This is a genomic window from Sporosarcina sp. BP05 (assembly GCF_014282005.1).
Lineage (GTDB): Bacteria > Bacillota > Bacilli > Bacillales_A > Planococcaceae > Sporosarcina.
The window spans coordinates 35,475-51,759 of sequence record NZ_JACFTD010000007.1 but is presented as its reverse complement, the minus strand read 5'-3'; the positions used below and the strand labels follow the sequence as shown (position 1 = coordinate 51,759).

18 protein-coding genes are annotated in these 16,285 nt (G+C 42.9%); 13 read left to right on the top strand and 5 right to left on the bottom strand.

The features are described from left to right. The first annotated feature begins 2 nt into the window (after positions 1 to 2). From mutL to hfq, 4 genes are read left to right on the top strand one after another with little or no spacing between them, the layout of a single operon-like run. Positions 3 to 1,844, top strand: coding sequence for a DNA mismatch repair endonuclease MutL (mutL, locus tag H2672_RS09975; RefSeq protein ID WP_186671333.1), 1,842 nt, complete (start codon positions 3 to 5; stop codon positions 1,842 to 1,844). Positions 1,845 to 1,885: 41 nt separating this feature from the next. Then, positions 1,886 to 2,812: an alpha/beta fold hydrolase gene (locus tag H2672_RS09970; protein WP_186671175.1), complete on the top strand. Its 927-nt coding sequence runs from the start codon at positions 1,886 to 1,888 to the stop codon at positions 2,810 to 2,812. Continuing rightward, a complete protein-coding gene (gene miaA, locus H2672_RS09965) occupies positions 2,796 to 3,743 on the top strand; it encodes a tRNA (adenosine(37)-N6)-dimethylallyltransferase MiaA (protein WP_255485690.1) in 948 nt (315 codons plus the stop codon). Before H2672_RS09970 ends, miaA begins: the two co-directional genes overlap by 17 nt. Before the next feature lie 45 nt (positions 3,744 to 3,788). Further along, on the top strand, positions 3,789 to 4,016 hold the full coding sequence (gene hfq / locus H2672_RS09960) for an RNA chaperone Hfq (protein ID WP_186671174.1): 228 nt from the start codon (positions 3,789 to 3,791) through the stop codon (positions 4,014 to 4,016). A 253-nt stretch (positions 4,017 to 4,269) separates the two neighbouring features. On the opposite strand, the gene H2672_RS09955 is transcribed toward hfq, so the two are convergent. Beyond that, the gene (locus H2672_RS09955) at positions 4,270 to 4,869 is read right to left on the bottom strand and encodes a TRIC cation channel family protein (RefSeq protein ID WP_186671173.1); all 600 of its coding nucleotides are present in this window, start codon (positions 4,867 to 4,869) and stop codon (positions 4,270 to 4,272) included. Between the two features lie 143 nt (positions 4,870 to 5,012). Here H2672_RS09955 and H2672_RS09950 point away from each other — a divergent pair, with 143 nt between their 5' ends. Continuing rightward, positions 5,013 to 6,281 (top strand): methionine gamma-lyase family protein, encoded by a 1,269-nt coding sequence (locus tag H2672_RS09950; protein WP_186671172.1) that lies wholly within the window; start codon positions 5,013 to 5,015, stop codon positions 6,279 to 6,281. A gap of 141 nt (positions 6,282 to 6,422) precedes the next feature. On the opposite strand, the gene lexA is transcribed toward H2672_RS09950, so the two are convergent. Beyond that, entirely contained in the window at positions 6,423 to 7,043 is a 621-nt protein-coding gene (gene lexA, locus H2672_RS09945) for a transcriptional repressor LexA (RefSeq protein WP_186671171.1), read from the bottom strand. Between the two features lie 203 nt (positions 7,044 to 7,246). Between lexA and yneA the strand changes: the two genes are divergently transcribed. The 6 genes from yneA (at position 7,247) to H2672_RS09915 (ending at position 11,662) form a co-directional block, all read left to right on the top strand. Then, positions 7,247 to 7,546 carry a cell division suppressor protein YneA gene (gene yneA / locus H2672_RS09940; RefSeq protein WP_186671170.1) on the top strand — a complete coding sequence of 100 codons (300 nt, stop codon included), beginning with the start codon at positions 7,247 to 7,249 and terminating at the stop codon, positions 7,544 to 7,546. After that, the gene (locus H2672_RS09935; protein WP_186671169.1) at positions 7,543 to 8,205 is read left to right on the top strand and encodes a YneB family resolvase-like protein; all 663 of its coding nucleotides are present in this window, start codon (positions 7,543 to 7,545) and stop codon (positions 8,203 to 8,205) included. The genes yneA and H2672_RS09935 overlap by 4 nt, the downstream gene beginning before the upstream one ends. A gap of 63 nt (positions 8,206 to 8,268) precedes the next feature. Beyond that, positions 8,269 to 8,502: a DUF896 domain-containing protein gene (locus H2672_RS09930; protein WP_186671168.1), complete on the top strand. Its 234-nt coding sequence runs from the start codon at positions 8,269 to 8,271 to the stop codon at positions 8,500 to 8,502. Positions 8,503 to 8,576: 74 nt separating this feature from the next. Continuing rightward, the gene (gene tkt, locus H2672_RS09925; RefSeq protein ID WP_186671167.1) at positions 8,577 to 10,583 is read left to right on the top strand and encodes a transketolase; all 2,007 of its coding nucleotides are present in this window, start codon (positions 8,577 to 8,579) and stop codon (positions 10,581 to 10,583) included. A 180-nt stretch (positions 10,584 to 10,763) separates the two neighbouring features. Next, on the top strand, positions 10,764 to 11,213 hold the full coding sequence (sirA, locus tag H2672_RS09920; RefSeq protein WP_186671166.1) for a sporulation inhibitor of replication protein SirA: 450 nt from the start codon (positions 10,764 to 10,766) through the stop codon (positions 11,211 to 11,213). Between the two features lie 206 nt (positions 11,214 to 11,419). Beyond that, positions 11,420 to 11,662, top strand: coding sequence for a YneF family protein (locus tag H2672_RS09915; protein WP_186671165.1), 243 nt, complete (start codon positions 11,420 to 11,422; stop codon positions 11,660 to 11,662). A gap of 437 nt (positions 11,663 to 12,099) precedes the next feature. On the opposite strand, the gene H2672_RS09910 is transcribed toward H2672_RS09915, so the two are convergent. Both H2672_RS09910 and H2672_RS09905 read right to left on the bottom strand, forming a co-directional pair. Continuing rightward, on the bottom strand, positions 12,100 to 13,026 hold the full coding sequence (locus H2672_RS09910; protein WP_186671164.1) for an alpha/beta hydrolase: 927 nt from the start codon (positions 13,024 to 13,026) through the stop codon (positions 12,100 to 12,102). Positions 13,027 to 13,041: 15 nt separating this feature from the next. Beyond that, a complete protein-coding gene (locus tag H2672_RS09905) occupies positions 13,042 to 13,944 on the bottom strand; it encodes a hydroxymethylglutaryl-CoA lyase (protein ID WP_186671163.1) in 903 nt (300 codons plus the stop codon). A 76-nt stretch (positions 13,945 to 14,020) separates the two neighbouring features. Here H2672_RS09905 and H2672_RS09900 point away from each other — a divergent pair, with 76 nt between their 5' ends. Together H2672_RS09900 and H2672_RS09895 are read left to right on the top strand one after the other, a co-directional pair. Continuing rightward, positions 14,021 to 15,205, top strand: coding sequence for an acetyl-CoA C-acetyltransferase (locus H2672_RS09900; RefSeq protein WP_186671162.1), 1,185 nt, complete (start codon positions 14,021 to 14,023; stop codon positions 15,203 to 15,205). 19 nt (positions 15,206 to 15,224) lie between these two features. After that, positions 15,225 to 15,476, top strand: coding sequence for a YqkE family protein (locus H2672_RS09895; protein ID WP_186671161.1), 252 nt, complete (start codon positions 15,225 to 15,227; stop codon positions 15,474 to 15,476). A gap of 222 nt (positions 15,477 to 15,698) precedes the next feature. Here the strand turns inward: H2672_RS09895 and H2672_RS09890 are convergent, their stop codons facing one another. Continuing rightward, entirely contained in the window at positions 15,699 to 15,971 is a 273-nt protein-coding gene (locus H2672_RS09890; RefSeq protein ID WP_186671160.1) for an alpha/beta-type small acid-soluble spore protein, read from the bottom strand. Positions 15,972 to 16,285: the final 314 nt, after the last annotated feature.

The following is a 16,285-nucleotide window of genomic DNA, read 5'->3' as shown; positions in this document are numbered from 1 at the left end:
CGATAGACATCATCAAAGTGATGGACGATACGCTGTCCAATAAAATCGCTGCGGGCGAAGTCGTCGAACGTCCTGCTTCCATCGTGAAAGAGCTTGTTGAAAATGCGATTGATGCAGAAAGTACTGTGATTGAAATTGGACTTGAGGAAGCCGGACTACTGACAATTCGTGTAACAGATAACGGCAATGGTATGTCTAAAAAAGATGCTGTTCAAGCGTTTGAGCGGCATGCAACGAGTAAGATATCCAATGACCATGATCTGTTCCGAATTCGTACACTTGGATTCCGCGGAGAAGCACTTGCGAGTATTGCATCCGTGTCCAAGATCATTATGTGGACTTCTGACGGTGAAACAGAAGGCACAGAAGTACAAATTGACGGAGGTCGACTTGTCAAACACGATAATGCGGCATTCCGCAAAGGGACGGACATTACTGTTTCCCAGTTGTTTTTCAATACACCTGCACGACTGAAATATATGAAAACAATCCAGACTGAGCTTGGTCATACAATCGATCTCGTCAATCGACTTGCGCTCAGCCATCCCACCATCGCATTTAAACTCTCGCATTACAGTCAAGTGCTATTGCAGACAGCTGGAAGCGGAGATCAGCGTCGTGTGCTATCTGATATATATGGCATTGCTGTCGCCCGTAAAATGGTAAGCTTCGCTGGCGAGAATGCAGATTACAGGGTTTCAGGCCATGTAACATTGCCCGAAATGACCCGTGCGTCAAGAAACTATATGACGTTAATCGTCAATGGTAGATGGGTAAAGAGCAATGCGATCAATCACGCGATACTAGATGCATTCCATACGTATTTGCCGATTGGACGATCTCCAATTTCGGTTATCAACGTTGAAGGGGACCCTTATTTGACAGACGTCAACGTGCATCCTTCCAAACAACATATCCGCATGAGTAAAGAGGGCGAGTTACTGGCGTTAATTAAAGAATCTGTCCAGAAAGCGATCCGGAAAAACACGATCGTTCCAGATGCTATTAAAAAAGAACCTGCAAAGAAAAATCAATCTGAACAAGTAAATATGTGGAATCAATTCCGAACGGAAAGACCTACACCCGTGATAGCGCCGTCAATGGCACCACTCGAAAAGCCTGCGTATCAACCTTATGAACTTGCTGAAAATGAACCAGGAGACCATACGCAGTGGATGGTCAATGAACCAACTGAATCAACTGAACCAATTGAATTGACGCCTGTTCCAGACGAAGCGGAACAGCGGGAATTGGACAAAAACTTCCCAACTCTAGCACCAGTTGGACAGGTTCATGGCACCTATATTGTTGCGCAAAATGAAGACGGCTTCTTCATGATTGATCAGCACGCAGCTCAAGAACGAATAAAATATGAATTTTTTAGAGATAAATTGAGTGAGACAGATAATGAAGAACGTCAAATGTTATTGATACCCCTTATGTTTCATTACTCTGCAGATGAGAAAACGAAAATCGAGGAAAACATGAGTCTGTTGCAGGAAGTCGGTATCTTTCTGGAGGAGTTTGGGCCCTCTTCTTATGCGGTAAAAGAATATCCATCTTGGTTTCCAGCAGGAGAAGAGACGGTTATCATCGAAGATATTATTGAACAAGTGTTGACTACACGGAAAATTGATATTGGTAAATTTCGTGAAGAAGCAGCCATTATGATGAGTTGCAAACGGTCCATCAAAGCTAATCACCATTTGACACTTGCAGATATGGAAAGGTTGTTGAATGATCTATCCGCCGCCGACAATCCATTTACTTGTCCGCATGGCAGACCGGTGCTTATTCATTTCACGACATATGAACTTGAAAAAATGTTCAAACGAGTGATGTAGGAAGCAATTCCAAGACCTAAAGTGAAGGATGGTGGACGTCAATGAGAGAAGCGACAATCGAAATGACAGATGGTTTTTTAATCCACGCTATCGTTATGAAACCAGAAGGCAATCCACTGGGACATATCCATCTTCTCCACGGTATGGCCGAGCATATTGGCAGGTATGAAGAATTTGCACAATACCTTGTAGGGAAAGGCTATATCGTTTCCGGCCACGACCACAGAGGACATGGTAAAACGGCTAAAATGAATGGCATAAAAGGGCATTTTGCCGATGAAGGTGGATTTGACCACGTTGTTCAAGATGCTTTCGAAGTCATTTCGAATCTCCGGGAGCAGTACCCATCCCCGCGTTTTGTACTGTTCGGTCATAGCATGGGATCGTTTGTTGCACGGAGATATATCCAGCTCCATGGCAGTGAAGTAGACCTGGCAATCTTGTCAGGGACAGGGGGGAATCCTGGTGTAAGCCGTTTGGCCGGACAGGCAGTTGCCTATCTAAATGGCAAGAAAAACGGTTTTGATCAGCCAGATAATTTCCTGAATAAACTCGTTTTTGGTGGTTTCAATAAATCGGTCCATCAACCGAAGACACCATTCGATTGGCTATCTACGGATACGGAAGCGGTTGAAAAATACTTGATTGATCCCCAGTGTGGAGCAGTCTCAACAACACAATTTTTTGCGGATTTATTCAAAGGACTTGGAGACATCCATGACATAGATGAAATAAATAAAATCCCGAAAAAACTTCCTATATTCCTCTTTTCAGGGAGTGAAGACCCGGTAGGTGAAAATGGAAAAGGGGTTTGGAGTGTAGCAAAGCAATATAATAACGCGGGCATAGAAGAGGTTACGGTATTTTTGTTCGAAGGCGGCAGGCATGAAATGCTCCATGAAAAGAACCGGCAACACGTATTCGAAACCGTTTATGACTGGATTGAAAAAAATGAGAAATTATCCTGAAGTAATCGCAATCGTCGGACCAACAGCATCTGGAAAGACGGCGTTAAGTGTCGAACTTGCCAAAAAAATTGGTGGGGAAGTCATTAATGGCGATGCAATGCAAGTATACAAAGGGCTTGATATTGGAACGGCTAAAATCACTGAAGAGGAAATGGCTGGCATCCCGCATCATTTATTCGATATAAAAGAACCGAATGAACCTTTTTCTGTAGCTGAGTACCAAACGGATGTGCGTAAATGGATTGCAGATATACAAGGTCGTGGAAAAATACCAATTATCGCAGGGGGTACAGGATTATATATTCAATCCGTGCTGTTCGATTTTCGTTTTACAGAAGAAGCGGCGGATCTAGAAGTAAGACAACGCTTAGAGCAGGAACTGACTGAAAAAGGGGCCGCCTATCTGCATGAAAAACTCGTCAAGCTTGACCCAGTGAGTGCTGAAAAAATTCATCCGAACAATCATCGTCGGTTGGTTCGTGCGCTTGAAATCATTGAGGTGACAGGTAAAACGAAAGACGACCACGAAGATGACGCGGGACAGGCGCCTCTGTATGATCACCTCATTATTGGTCTTGAGATGGACCGTGAAGTGCTTTATGAACGGATTGGTCTCCGGGTCGACGTAATGATGGAACAAGGTCTCCTTAAGGAAGCGAATCGATTATGGGATGAAAACATTCGTGGCGTACAATCTGTACAAGCGATTGGCTATAAGGAACTTCATCTCTATATCGAAGAAAAGTTGTACCTAGACGAGGCTGTTGAATTAATAAAAAAAAATACGCGTAACTACGCAAAACGGCAAATGACCTATTTCCGCAACAAATTGGACATCAGCTGGTTCGATGCAGAATTGGGCACAACCGAAATTATAAAGAGAATTTTGTTAATATTGAAGGATTTCGATAAGCCAGGTCGAATAAAGTAAGTGGAGCACTAGAAATATAGCTATGACAACTGGAGGATTCGGCGTATGAAACAGGTTAACATGCAAGAAACGTTTTTAAACGCGTTACGAAAGAATAATACATTTGTAACGGTATTCTTACTGAATGGATTTCAATTGAAAGGACTTATTAAATCGTATGATAATTATACCGTCTTGCTTGAATCGGACGGCAAGCAACAACTAATTTATAAACATGCGATTTCCACATATGTCCCAACGAAACCGGTTATTTTAAAAGACGAAACTGAATAACCAAAAGCGGAGGGTACCTGTTTAGAGGCGGCAGACATAAGACGTGAAAAAGGAAGGCAGTCTAAGTGCGCGACGTCCTGTCGCAATGACTGCATGACCTGCATCCGGCAGGCCCAAGTGGCGTTCTTTGCCGCATAGCCGGACCGACTTATGTCCGAGCCTCTAGGTGCCCGGAGTCTAGACGTAAGCAAAAGCGGAAGTCTAGACGTGAAAAAGCGGAACAGGGAGTATAATCCCCGTTCCGCTTTTGTATTTATTGGATTTTACCGTTCGGCAATTTCCATTGGAAGACAACCGATAGAATACGAAGTGTGGCAGTCAGAACGAGCAGTCCGTATAGTGCTAAATCACTTTTAAATAGGCCGAGGCCGACAATAAGGCCGGCGATTGCAGCCCATACTGCATAGATGTCTCGTTTAAAGACAAGTGGTCTCCTGCCTGCTAACAGGTCACGGATAACACCGCCGCCAGCCCCTGTTAAAACCGCAGCGACCATAATTGCATAAATCGACATGTTGAGTGATATAGCCAACATAGCGCCTTGTATGGCGAACGCAGCTAATCCGATTGCATCAAAGTAATTACCCCATCTATTCCAATGAGAAAGAAGATACCTAGAAAAAAAGAAAATAATAGTTATCAAAATACTTGCCACTAAAAATAAGAATTGCTGGTCCCATAAAACAGAGACAGGCACACCTATTAAGACGTTACGAACGGCACCGCCGCCAAAAGCAGTGACCATACCCAATATATAAACACCAAAGATGTCATATTCCTCTTCCATCGCAACAATTGCGCCTGAAATGGCAAATGCCGCAGTACCGATAAAACTAAAAACATCCCAAGCCACTTCGTTTCCTCCATTCAATACACCCTTTAGAATTCTAACAGGTATTCATAAATTATCAATGAGGCCCCGGTAAAACGTTGACCTCTGCGAGCAGACTGATAAGATAATGAAGTGACTATTTAATGAAAAGAGGAATACCAATCATGTTTACTGAACAAGACGATTTGTTATTTGAGGATGCTGAAATAATAGAAGAGAAACTTGCACCCTATTTTAAGGACGTAGAAAAAACTGCTTTTTACAATCAACGGAAAGTGCTAAGAGCATTCCGTAAAAATATGGTGAGCGATTTTCATCTGACCGGTTCAACAGGTTACGGCTACGATGACGCGGGCCGGGATGTATTGGAACAAGTATACGCCGACGTTTTTGGGGCGGAAGATTGCGTCGTACGCAACCAAATTATTTCGGGCACACACGCAATTTCAATCAGCCTTTTCGGAATCCTAAGACCGGGTGATGAACTCCTTTATATTACGGGGAAACCTTATGACACATTGGATTCTATCGTTTCTGGAAAAGGGAAAGACACAGGTTCACTGCATGATTATGGCATTACCTATAAACATATTGATCTAAATGAAAATGGTACAGTCGATTTTGAAGAAGTAGCTAAAAACATACACGGTAAGACGAAAATGATTGGTATCCAGCGGTCGAAAGGCTATTCGGATCGTCCCTCTTTCATGGTGGATGAAATCGGTGAAATGGTTCGTAAAGTGAAGGCCATTAATCCTGAGCTAGTCGTTTTTGTGGACAACTGTTACGGTGAATTTGTCGAAGACAAAGAGCCCACTCAAGTCGGTGTTGACCTTATGGCAGGTTCACTCATCAAGAATCCAGGTGGCGGACTTGCAAGAACGGGTGGCTATATCGCTGGCCGTGCCGATCTAGTTGAAAAGTGTGCATACCGGATGACATCACCAGGTCTCGGGGCAGAAGCGGGGGCATCGCTGGATACACTACGTGAAATGTACCAAGGATTCTTCCTAGCGCCGCATGTTGTTAGTCAAGCTGTAAAAGGAGCGCTATTCACAGCAGCACTCCTAGAAAGCTTCGGACTCAATACGTCGCCACATTACTCTGAAAAAAGAACGGACCTGATTCAATCGGTATCCTTCGAAAATGCAGATCAAATGATTGCGTTCTGTCGGTCAATACAAGAAAACTCGCCTATCAATGCGCACTACGCGCCTGAGCCATCGTATATGCCTGGCTACACGGACGACGTCATCATGGCGGCGGGAACATTCATTCAAGGCTCCAGCATCGAGCTGACAGCAGACGGCCCAATCAGACCGCCCTATACGGCATATGTCCAAGGTGGTCTGACGTACGAGCATGTAAAAGTAGCTGTGTTATCCTCAATCGGTAAACTAGTTAAAGAAAATTTGATTGGGAAAAAAAGTTAGTTAACTGTCTTGGCAATCAGTGAAACTGTGAGTGCAAGGCGTTAAACTGTCCTGGCAAAGCCAAACTGTCAAATCAATTCTTCAATTAAAAAAGGGCTGTATCCTTCAAGTGAAGGATACAGCCCTTTTGCATACTTTAAATTAGTGTATCATGCGATAAACGCCAACCACTTTACCTAGAATCGATACATTATCGAGAATGATTGGAGCCATCGAAGCATTTTCAGGTTGCAGACGGAAATAATCTTTTTCTTTAAAGAAACGTTTCACTGTAGCTTCATCGTCTTCGGTCATTGCTACGACAATCTCGCCGTTATTAGCTGTTTGTTGTTGTTTAACGACAACATAGTCGCCATTCAAAATTCCGGCTTCAATCATACTGTTCCCAACTATTTCAAGCATGAACAGATTGTCTTCAGATGTACCAAAAGATTCAGGAAGTGGGAAGTACTCCTCGATATTTTCAATTGCTGTAATTGGAAGACCTGCCGTAACTTTACCGACAAGGGGTACGTGAAGAACGCCGGGTTTCATCGTTTCCAACCCTTCAGGATCGAGTATTTCAATTGCTCTCGGTTTTGTTGGGTCTCTTCTAATGAAACCTTTGCTTTCCAATCGCGCTAGATGTCCGTGAACAGTTGAACTTGATGCCAAGCCGACAGCCTCGCCAATTTCCCTTACGGATGGTGGATAACCTTTTTTCTTCACTTCTGATTTAATGAAAGACAAAATATCTTCTTGTCTTTTTGAAATTTTTTTCATCCCATTCACCTCTCACCTTATATTCTGCTAACTTCCGAAAGCCGTGAAAAAATTACCGACAATCTAGTCTTTTCAATAGATTCATTATATCAGTCTCCTGGATAAATGGCAAACACAGGTTCGAATAAGTGTTGACAATGCAGATTGTTTTTTCTATAATAAGAACAGGCATTCCGAACAAGTATTCGCAAGGGGGAATAATGATGACTTTTATTAAAGAAAATAGTTATGTTCTACTAATTATCGTTTTATGTATGGGTTTTGCAATCATAGGTGTAAGCAAATACGAGAAAGAACAAACGGACACGAAAATCACAATTACTGAAGGGGATACACTTTGGGGTCTCGCAAATCACCACTCGGCAAATATGTCTACAGATAAATGGATCAAAGAAGTGATAAAATTGAATGACTTACCATCTGCTACAATAAAAAAAGGTGAGAATCTACTTTTGCCTACTGTGCGGAAAACCAATACACAACTGGCGGGTGTTAATCGATGACTGGACGCAATAAAAGAGGTGTCATCTATTGCCGGGTGAGCACTGAGAAAGAAACGCAGGAAATGTCGCTAGTGAGGCAAGAAGAAGAGCTTGTTGACTTGGCAGCAGAACTTGGTCTCGACCACGTAGCGACATTTATGGATAAACACAGTGGTTTTGACATTGACCGCGAGGGGCTTCTAAGTCTTCTGGATTACATCCGGGATGAGGAAGTCGATGCAATCCTTATCCAAGATGAAACAAGGCTTGGGCGTGGAAATGCACGGATGGCGGTTTTGCATCTATTAGCGAAAACGGACACGGCGATTTATTCGCATAATGATAGTGGGCCAATTGCGCTCAATGAAATGGACACAATGTTACTTGAAATTTTAGCTATCGTCGAAGAATACCAACGTAAACTACATAATGCCAAAATTAAGAGGGGTATGAAACGTGCAGTTAGGGAAGGCTATCGGCCCGAGCGTAACTTGAAAAACAGGGGCAACGCTGAAGGCCGTGAGCGTATTGAAGTGCCGATAGCTGAAATCGTTTCATTGAGGGACAAAGGACTGACCTACGAAGAAATTACGGGCGTCTTGAAAGGGCTCGGTCATGATATTAGTAAAGCGACCGTGCACCGCAGGTATAAAGAATATGAGATGGAGCAGGAAGGCTGATTTATTGCACTTTCTGCAGTTTTTGTATACGTTTGTAATCATAAACTAAATGGAGGAAATTATATGCTACCAGCTGAGAAAATGAAACGAATTAATGAACTTTCAAAAAAGTCGAAGACGGCAGGTCTATCAATTGAAGAAGCAAAAGAACAGACACAACTAAGAAAAGAATATTTAGAGACATTTCGTTCGTCTATGCGCAACACAATTGAGCAAGTCAAAGTCCTTGATCCTGAAGGCAACGATGTGACACCTGACAAGGTGAAAGACGCCCGTAGCGGCAAATATCTAAACTGAGCTTTGCATTCACTGCGCGAATTGTCTAAACTAGGATATGTAGATAAATACATATGACGGGAAGGATGTACACAATGACTAAACAAATTGACCAGCTAGCCATTAACACAATCCGTACGCTCTCTATTGACGCAATCGAAAAAGCGAATTCTGGACACCCAGGTTTACCAATGGGGGCTGCTCCAATGGCTTATACACTTTGGACAAAACATATGCATCACAACCCTTCAAATCCACAGTGGTTTAACCGTGACCGTTTCGTTTTATCGGCAGGACACGGCTCAATGCTCCTATATAGCCTGCTTCATCTAGGCGGTTACGGACTTCCGATGGATGAAATCAAGAATTTCAGACAATGGAACTCTAAAACACCAGGACATCCGGAATACGGTCATACAGTCGGCGTTGAAGCAACAACTGGTCCACTTGGACAAGGTATTGGTATGGCAGTCGGAATGGCAATGGCAGAACAACACCTTGCTGCAACGTACAATCAACCAAGCTTTGACGTTGTCGACCACTTCACATATGCTCTTTGCGGTGATGGCGATCTCATGGAAGGCGTTGCTGCTGAAGCAATTTCACTTGCAGGTCACTTGCAGTTAAATAAACTGATTGTCCTCTATGATAGCAATGACATTTCACTAGATGGTGAACTTGACATGTCCTTCTCTGAAAATATTCGTAAACGCTTTGAATCATACGGCTGGAATTACATCCGTGTTGAAGATGGCAACAACATTGACCTCGTTTCAACAGCGATTGAAGAAGCAAAAGGCAATGTCGGAGGCCCGACAATGATCGAAGTTAAAACGGTCATCGGTTACGGATCGCCAAATAGGTCCGGAAAATCGGATGCGCATGGCATGCCACTTGGTGAAGATGAAATGAAATTGACAAAAGAATACTATAAATGGACGTTGGAAGAAGATTTCCATGTTCCTGAAGGGGTCTATGAAACATTCCAAGAAGCGGCTGAGAAATTGGGCGCGCAAAAAGAACAGGAATGGAACGAACTATTTGAAAAATACGAAACGACGCATGCTGATCTTGCGATGCAATTGAAAGATGCAATCGAACGTAAACTGCCTGAAGGATTCGAAAAATCCTTGCCAACGTATGAAGCGGGTTCATCCCACGCGACACGTTCTGCATCCGGTGACGCTATCAATGCAATTGCTAAACAGCTTCCTTCATTCTTTGGTGGAAGTGCGGACCTTGCAGGCTCTAACAAGACGACAATTAAAGGTGCTGGCGATTTCCTTGCTACCGATTATTCCGGCCGTAATATTTGGTTTGGTGTTCGTGAGTTCGCAATGGGAACTGCGCTAAATGGAATGACTTTGCATGGCGGATTACATGTATTCGGTGGAACGTTCTTCGTGTTCAGTGACTATGTACGTCCTGCAATCAGACTTTCAGCTCTTATGGCTATCCCTGTCACATACGTTTTCACACACGACAGCGTAGCTGTTGGTGAAGATGGACCTACACATGAACCTGTTGAACAACTTGCTGCGCTTCGTGCGATGCCTGGACTGTCGGTTATTCGTCCGGCTGACGCTAACGAAACGGCAGCTGCATGGAATATTGCAGTGTCGTCGAAGAACTCGCCGACTGCACTTGTATTGTCTCGTCAAAACTTGACTGTTCTTCCGAAGTCAGCTGAACTTGCAATGGAAGGCGTCAAAAAGGGAGCTTACATCATATCTCCTGCAAGCAAAAAACAAGCAGACGCAATTTTAATCGCGACTGGTTCGGAAGTGAACCTAGCGGTATCTGCACAATCGAAACTGTTAGCTGAAGGAATCGATGTTGCTGTTGTTTCCATGCCTTCATGGGATCTGTTTGAGAAGCAAGACGATGCATACAAACAAAGTGTATTGCCGAAAGACGTAAAAAAACGTCTGGGTATCGAGATGGGTGTTTCATTAGGCTGGCATAAATATGTTGGTGACGAAGGCGCAATCATTGCGATTGACACATTCGGGGCAAGTGCACCTGGAGATACTGTCATCAAAGAATTCGGTTTCACAGAGGACAATGTTCTTGCAACTGTAAAAATGTTAATCAACAACTAAAAATAAATGAAGCAGTCCTGTTTGTCGAAGAATTTTTGGCAATCGGGACTGCTTTTTAGGGCAACTTGACAGAATCTTTAGTTATCCGTTTTTTCCGACAATAATAGTGCAGTTCTATTCCGCAATATGACATCCTTTTTACATCAAACCATGTAGGATTATCTCTAGGGGGTGGCGATATTGCGATCATATGGAATTTATAAAGTGAAAGAAATGTACCAGCCATTCGTCATTGGACGTGAACGGCTTTTGTATGATCTTTTAAAAGAAGACGAGCAGAAGAATAATTGTATGCCTGAAATTCATTATTTATGTGACAGGCTTGAAGAGAAAATGATTAATGAGGCTATAATTGCAAACCTTGGCGAAGGATTTACGTCGATTGAATCTCAAAATGGGGAATACAAACTGACGCATCCTGTCAAAGGTTCCATTCATATTTCGCTATCATCGTATTCGCTTAATGTGTTTTGCGACGGATCCCGCATGTTGGATTTGGATTTGTTTGTTGCTTTATCTGGGGCGGCTGATCGTTTCTTCGCTGTAATGGACGGACGCGGGGAGTGGGGATGGCTGAAACCGGTCAAAACGACTGATTTTCGTGCATATGAAGAAGCTGCCTATCTTTGAAAATATTCTGATAGGATAGGGACAAAAAGGACCCAAATCTCAAAATTAGGGTCTATTTTGTCTGTTCAAATAGAATGAAGTAAAGTGGTCCATTATGCGATGAATAGAATATTTAATTAAGGTCCATTGCTATTCACCCGTACAATGTTGTATAATCCATCATGGTAGAGTAAAATCGAATAACTGAAGTAGAGGAGGTATAGCGGATGAGTACAGTATGGTGGATCGTTTTGATCATCGTCGCGCTATTAGCAGGTGTGGCCCTCGGATTTTTCATTGCACGTCAATATATGATGAAATATTTGAAAGATAACCCGCCGATTAATGAAGACATGTTACGTATGATGATGATGCAAATGGGGCAAAAACCCTCACAGAAAAAAATCAATCAAATGATGAACCAAATGAACAAAGTAAGTGACAAAAAGGAAAAAAAGGTTAAAAAGTAATTATGTAATACCCGTCATTAATGGGTTTGTAAAGGATTAGTGAAAAGGAAAGCCTGCAATTTTGTATACATAGGTTAATCTTTCACCTGAAATTTACTTGGATTACTTAAACTTTCTACCGATCACTTAATAAGCCGTTTTTTCTGTTGAACGTTTGACAGGGAAGATGGTTTTTTTGTTGTCTAGAAATTTATTGATTGATTAGGGCGAGGATATGATTGGTCGAGGGGGATCTATGATCGGTTGGCGTGGGATATGGTTGGTTGGCGTGGGATATGATCGGTCTTGGGGAGTTTATGATTGGTTGGCATGGGATATGATTGGTCTTGCCAGAAGAATTCCAGTAATTATATATAAAACCCCGAAATTCACGGATCTTTTTTCAAAGTGTCCGGAATTCGGGGTACATTTTAATCGTTCATTACGGGTGTTTTTCTTCAATCTCTAAATCCAAACCGTCCCAGAAATTCTTGTACTGTTTTTTCGTATTGCACCGGATTATCATTGAACGACTTCGCATGGGCACCTTTACTAAAAAATTTCAACATTTTGTCGCCTTGCTTTGCTTCGTATAATTCCTCTGTCATATAGGGAAGGATGAAATCGTCTTCCAGACTGTGTATGAAAAGGACAGGTTTTGAAATATTTCGGACGACTTCTCTCGGAGAAACAAGGTTCAGGGTATAGCCATCGCGCATTTTTAGGAAAGTGTTGGCGATACGTAGAGCCATTGATGTCCGAATAGGCGTATTTTTCCGTAATATATGAAGAATTTGCTCGGAGAAATCTGAAAATGGGCAATCGACGATATGAAAATTTGCTTCATCCTTATATGTTCCCGCATATAAGATTGTCGTTGCAGCACCCATTGATTCGCCGTGGATACCGAGCAAAGCCCGCTTTCCGATTCGTTCCCGTACAGCATGGACAATTGCCTGCAAATCAATTTTTTCGTAATAACCAAAACTTGTCGTCCTGCCTCCAGAGTCCCCATGTCGTCGATGATCATAGATGACCGAATTAAATCCAAGTCGTTCAAAAAGACGGGCATATTTCGTCGAATTGATTTTGTTTTCCGTTACGCCGTGGCAGATAATCACAGTTCTTGCCGTTTCGAGTGGTTTTAGAAAGACCGCTCTCAATAAATAACCGTTTGGTGACTTAATCCACATATCATCTTTGCGCACTGTTTCATACCAATGTTCATCGAACCGTTTCGAAATGATTTCGCGTTCTAAAATAAAATTGGAATCCTTCAACTTCAAAAACATCAGCCTATTCGTTGCGATAAATCCGAAAATGGTCAGTAACGCTGTAACAACACTGGAAATCACGCCGGTCATATAAAGAATGCGCCGTTTCAAACCACTCAACTCCTTTTAAGGTTGATTGTTTTCGAACAATCTGTACATACCTGTATCAATCGGCCGTGACACATGCGGCGCAATCACTCGGACTGCAGCACAAACTTTATTCACATCGACACCGGTTTCGATACCAAGCGTATCGAGCATGTTGACAACATCCTCAGTAGCGACGTTACCTGTTGCTCCAGGTGCGAATGGACAGCCGCCCAAGCCGCCTGCAGACGTATCAAAGCGGTTGATACCTGCTTGTAGCGCAGCAAAAATATTTGCTATCGCCATTTTGTGTGTATCGTGGAAATGAGCTGTCAACAGTACGTTTGGAAATTCCTCTTTCAACGTCTTGAACAACTCATAACTTTCACGGGGATTCGCCTTACCGATTGTATCCGCGACACTTAGTTCGTCTGCACCCATGTCGACAAACCGTTTACATAGTGCAACGACATCCTCTATTTCTATCTTCCCTTCATACGGACAATAAAACGCAGTTGAAATACAAGCCCGTATAAAAATGTCATTTATTTTTAATTTCGCAAAGACGGGCTGGAGCGCATCGATGCTTTCATCTGTTGAACGGTTAATGTTTTTCATGTTAAATGTATTGCTCACCCCAACGAACACGGCAATACTAGTCGCGCCAGCTTCAATTGCAAGCTCGGCACCTTTGTCATTCGGCGCAAGAACGAATTGCCTGCCGACCTTCTTTGATTTTTCTACAATTGTTTTTGCATCTGCCATTTGCGGCACCCATTTCGGTGATACAAACGAAGTTAGCTCCATTTCTTGAATGCCCGCCCCTTGTAAAGCTTCAATAAATGCTAGTTTGTCGTTTTCGGCGACATGTTTCTTTTCGTTTTGTAGTCCATCACGTGGACCAACCTCGATTATTGTAACGTTATTTGGTAAAATGAACATATCATCCCTCCTCTAGTATATTGTAATGAAGGGATGCATATACAGGCAACTTAAATAAGGGAATGGGGGAAAAGAAATGTCGAAAGAAATCGTAATTATCAGTGCTGTTCGTTCTGCTATCGGATCGTTCCTTGGTTCATTGAAAGATATACCGGCAACAGATCTTGGGGCGACAGTTATCAAAGAGGCATTAAAACGTGCAGGGGTAGCACCAGAGAGCGTTGACGAAGTGATCATGGGGAATGTCCTACAGGCGGGATTAGGTCAAAATCCGGCACGACAAGCGGCCATAAAAGCGGGACTACCTGAAACCGTTCCTGCTCTGACAATTAACAAAGTATGCGGTTCTGGATTAAAAGCTGTGCATCTTGCACGTCAAGCAATTATTGCAGGAGATGCGGATATTATTGTTGCAGGCGGTATGGAAAATATGAGCCAAGCCCCATACATAATGAAAGATGGCCGAGAAGGCTTTAAAATGGGGGACCAAAAAATTATCGACAGTATGATCTCTGACGGACTATGGTGTGCATTCAATGATTACCATATGGGCATCACGGCAGAAAATCTTTGTGATCGCTATTCAATTACACGTGAAGAGCAAGATACATTTTCGGCAACATCGCAGGCAAAAGCTGCGGCGGCAATTGAAGCCGGAACTTTCGCTGAAGAAATCGTTGCGATTGAAATCCCGCAGCGTAAAGGTGCCCCTATTATTTTCGACCAAGACGAATACGTCAAAGCCGGAACAACTGCAGACAAGCTCGGTAAACTTCGACCGGCATTCAAAAAAGATGGCAGTGTAACAGCAGGGAATGCTTCGGGCATTAACGACGGTGCGGCAGCATTTGTCATCATGTCGAAAGAAAAAGCTGACGAGCTTGGCTTGACACCACTTGCAACAATCGTAGCCAATGGTAATGCTGGCGTGGATCCTTCCGTTATGGGTCTGGGCCCTGTGGAAGCAGTTAAAAAAGCACTCACTAAAGCCAATATGCAACTATCCGAGATTGATTTGATTGAAGCGAACGAAGCATTCGCAGCACAGTCAATCGCAGTCGGAAAAGAACTAGAATTTGATGCATCAAAACTTAACGTCAACGGCGGTGCAATCGCACTTGGCCATCCAATCGGGGCTAGTGGGGCACGCATCCTAGTGACACTTCTTCACGAAATGAAACGTCGTGATGTTAAATCCGGACTTGCCACGCTATGCATTGGTGGGGGTCAAGGTGTCGCAACCATCGTTACACGACCATGAACGAAAGTAGGTGAAATAAATGGCGAAAAAACGTAAACAAACCACACCACAACCGAAAAAAAGGGCTAACGAAGGATCTGTATATTCCGATGCACTTGATGATGATATTCTTGAGAAATTAAAAGCGGCAAAAAAGGCATTGTCAGCTGTTGAAGAGACGAAAGAAGAAGAACGCCAAGAGCAACTTCGCCTTGAACGCAAAGAACGTGAGAAAAACAAAAGTTTTGGGGAACTACTCAAAGAGTTCGGAGATACTGGATCGAAGTTTTAAAAGGGAGCACCGGCTGCAACTTGGCTGGTGCTTTTTTAGGTGCCAAACAGTCCAACCATTATGTTAGAGTCCGACGAACGCGGTGATTTCCAACCATTGTACCGAAGTGTCTAACAAACGCAGTAGAGTGTCCAACCATTTTGCTGAAGTGTCCAACAAACATGACAAACTGTCCAACAAATAAAAAACGCTGCCCCATAAGTTGCGGGACAAGCGTTATTTTCATTTCTTCGCCATTTGTTCTTGCGCCATTCTCACCATTTCTTTCACCATATTGCCGCCAATCGGGCCACCGATTTTCCCCGCCTGTTCCGACGTTAGTTTTCCGTTATAGCCCTTCGTCAGTGGAATGCCTAGTTCATTCGCAATTTCGAATTTCACGTTATTAGGCTCGGTTTTATCCACGTCGTAGCCTTGGGCTTGCATGACGTCCGCTTTCAGCCGATCTAATGCTTGTCGTGCACCTGGCACTAAAATTCTATTATTTCTAGCCATTTTATCTCCTCCAGTAAGCTGTAGTGTTCCCGGAATAAAACAAATTACAACCGCAAATTGATGAAATAACAACTGTTAATAAATTTTCCCCATTCAGTTCAGTAGTACAAAACACAAAATAACAAATCAAATAACACAATAATTAACTAGATTTCAGCAGATGTTTCACACCATTTCTAGTTACTAATTAGCACCGTATGTAGTGGTGCTTTTTCATTTCTTGAACTCATCAGATATCTAAAGTTTAAAATTATCTTTAAAAGGATTTGTTGGATATATATAGTATAGAGGGTAAAGGAGATTGATGCGTAGTC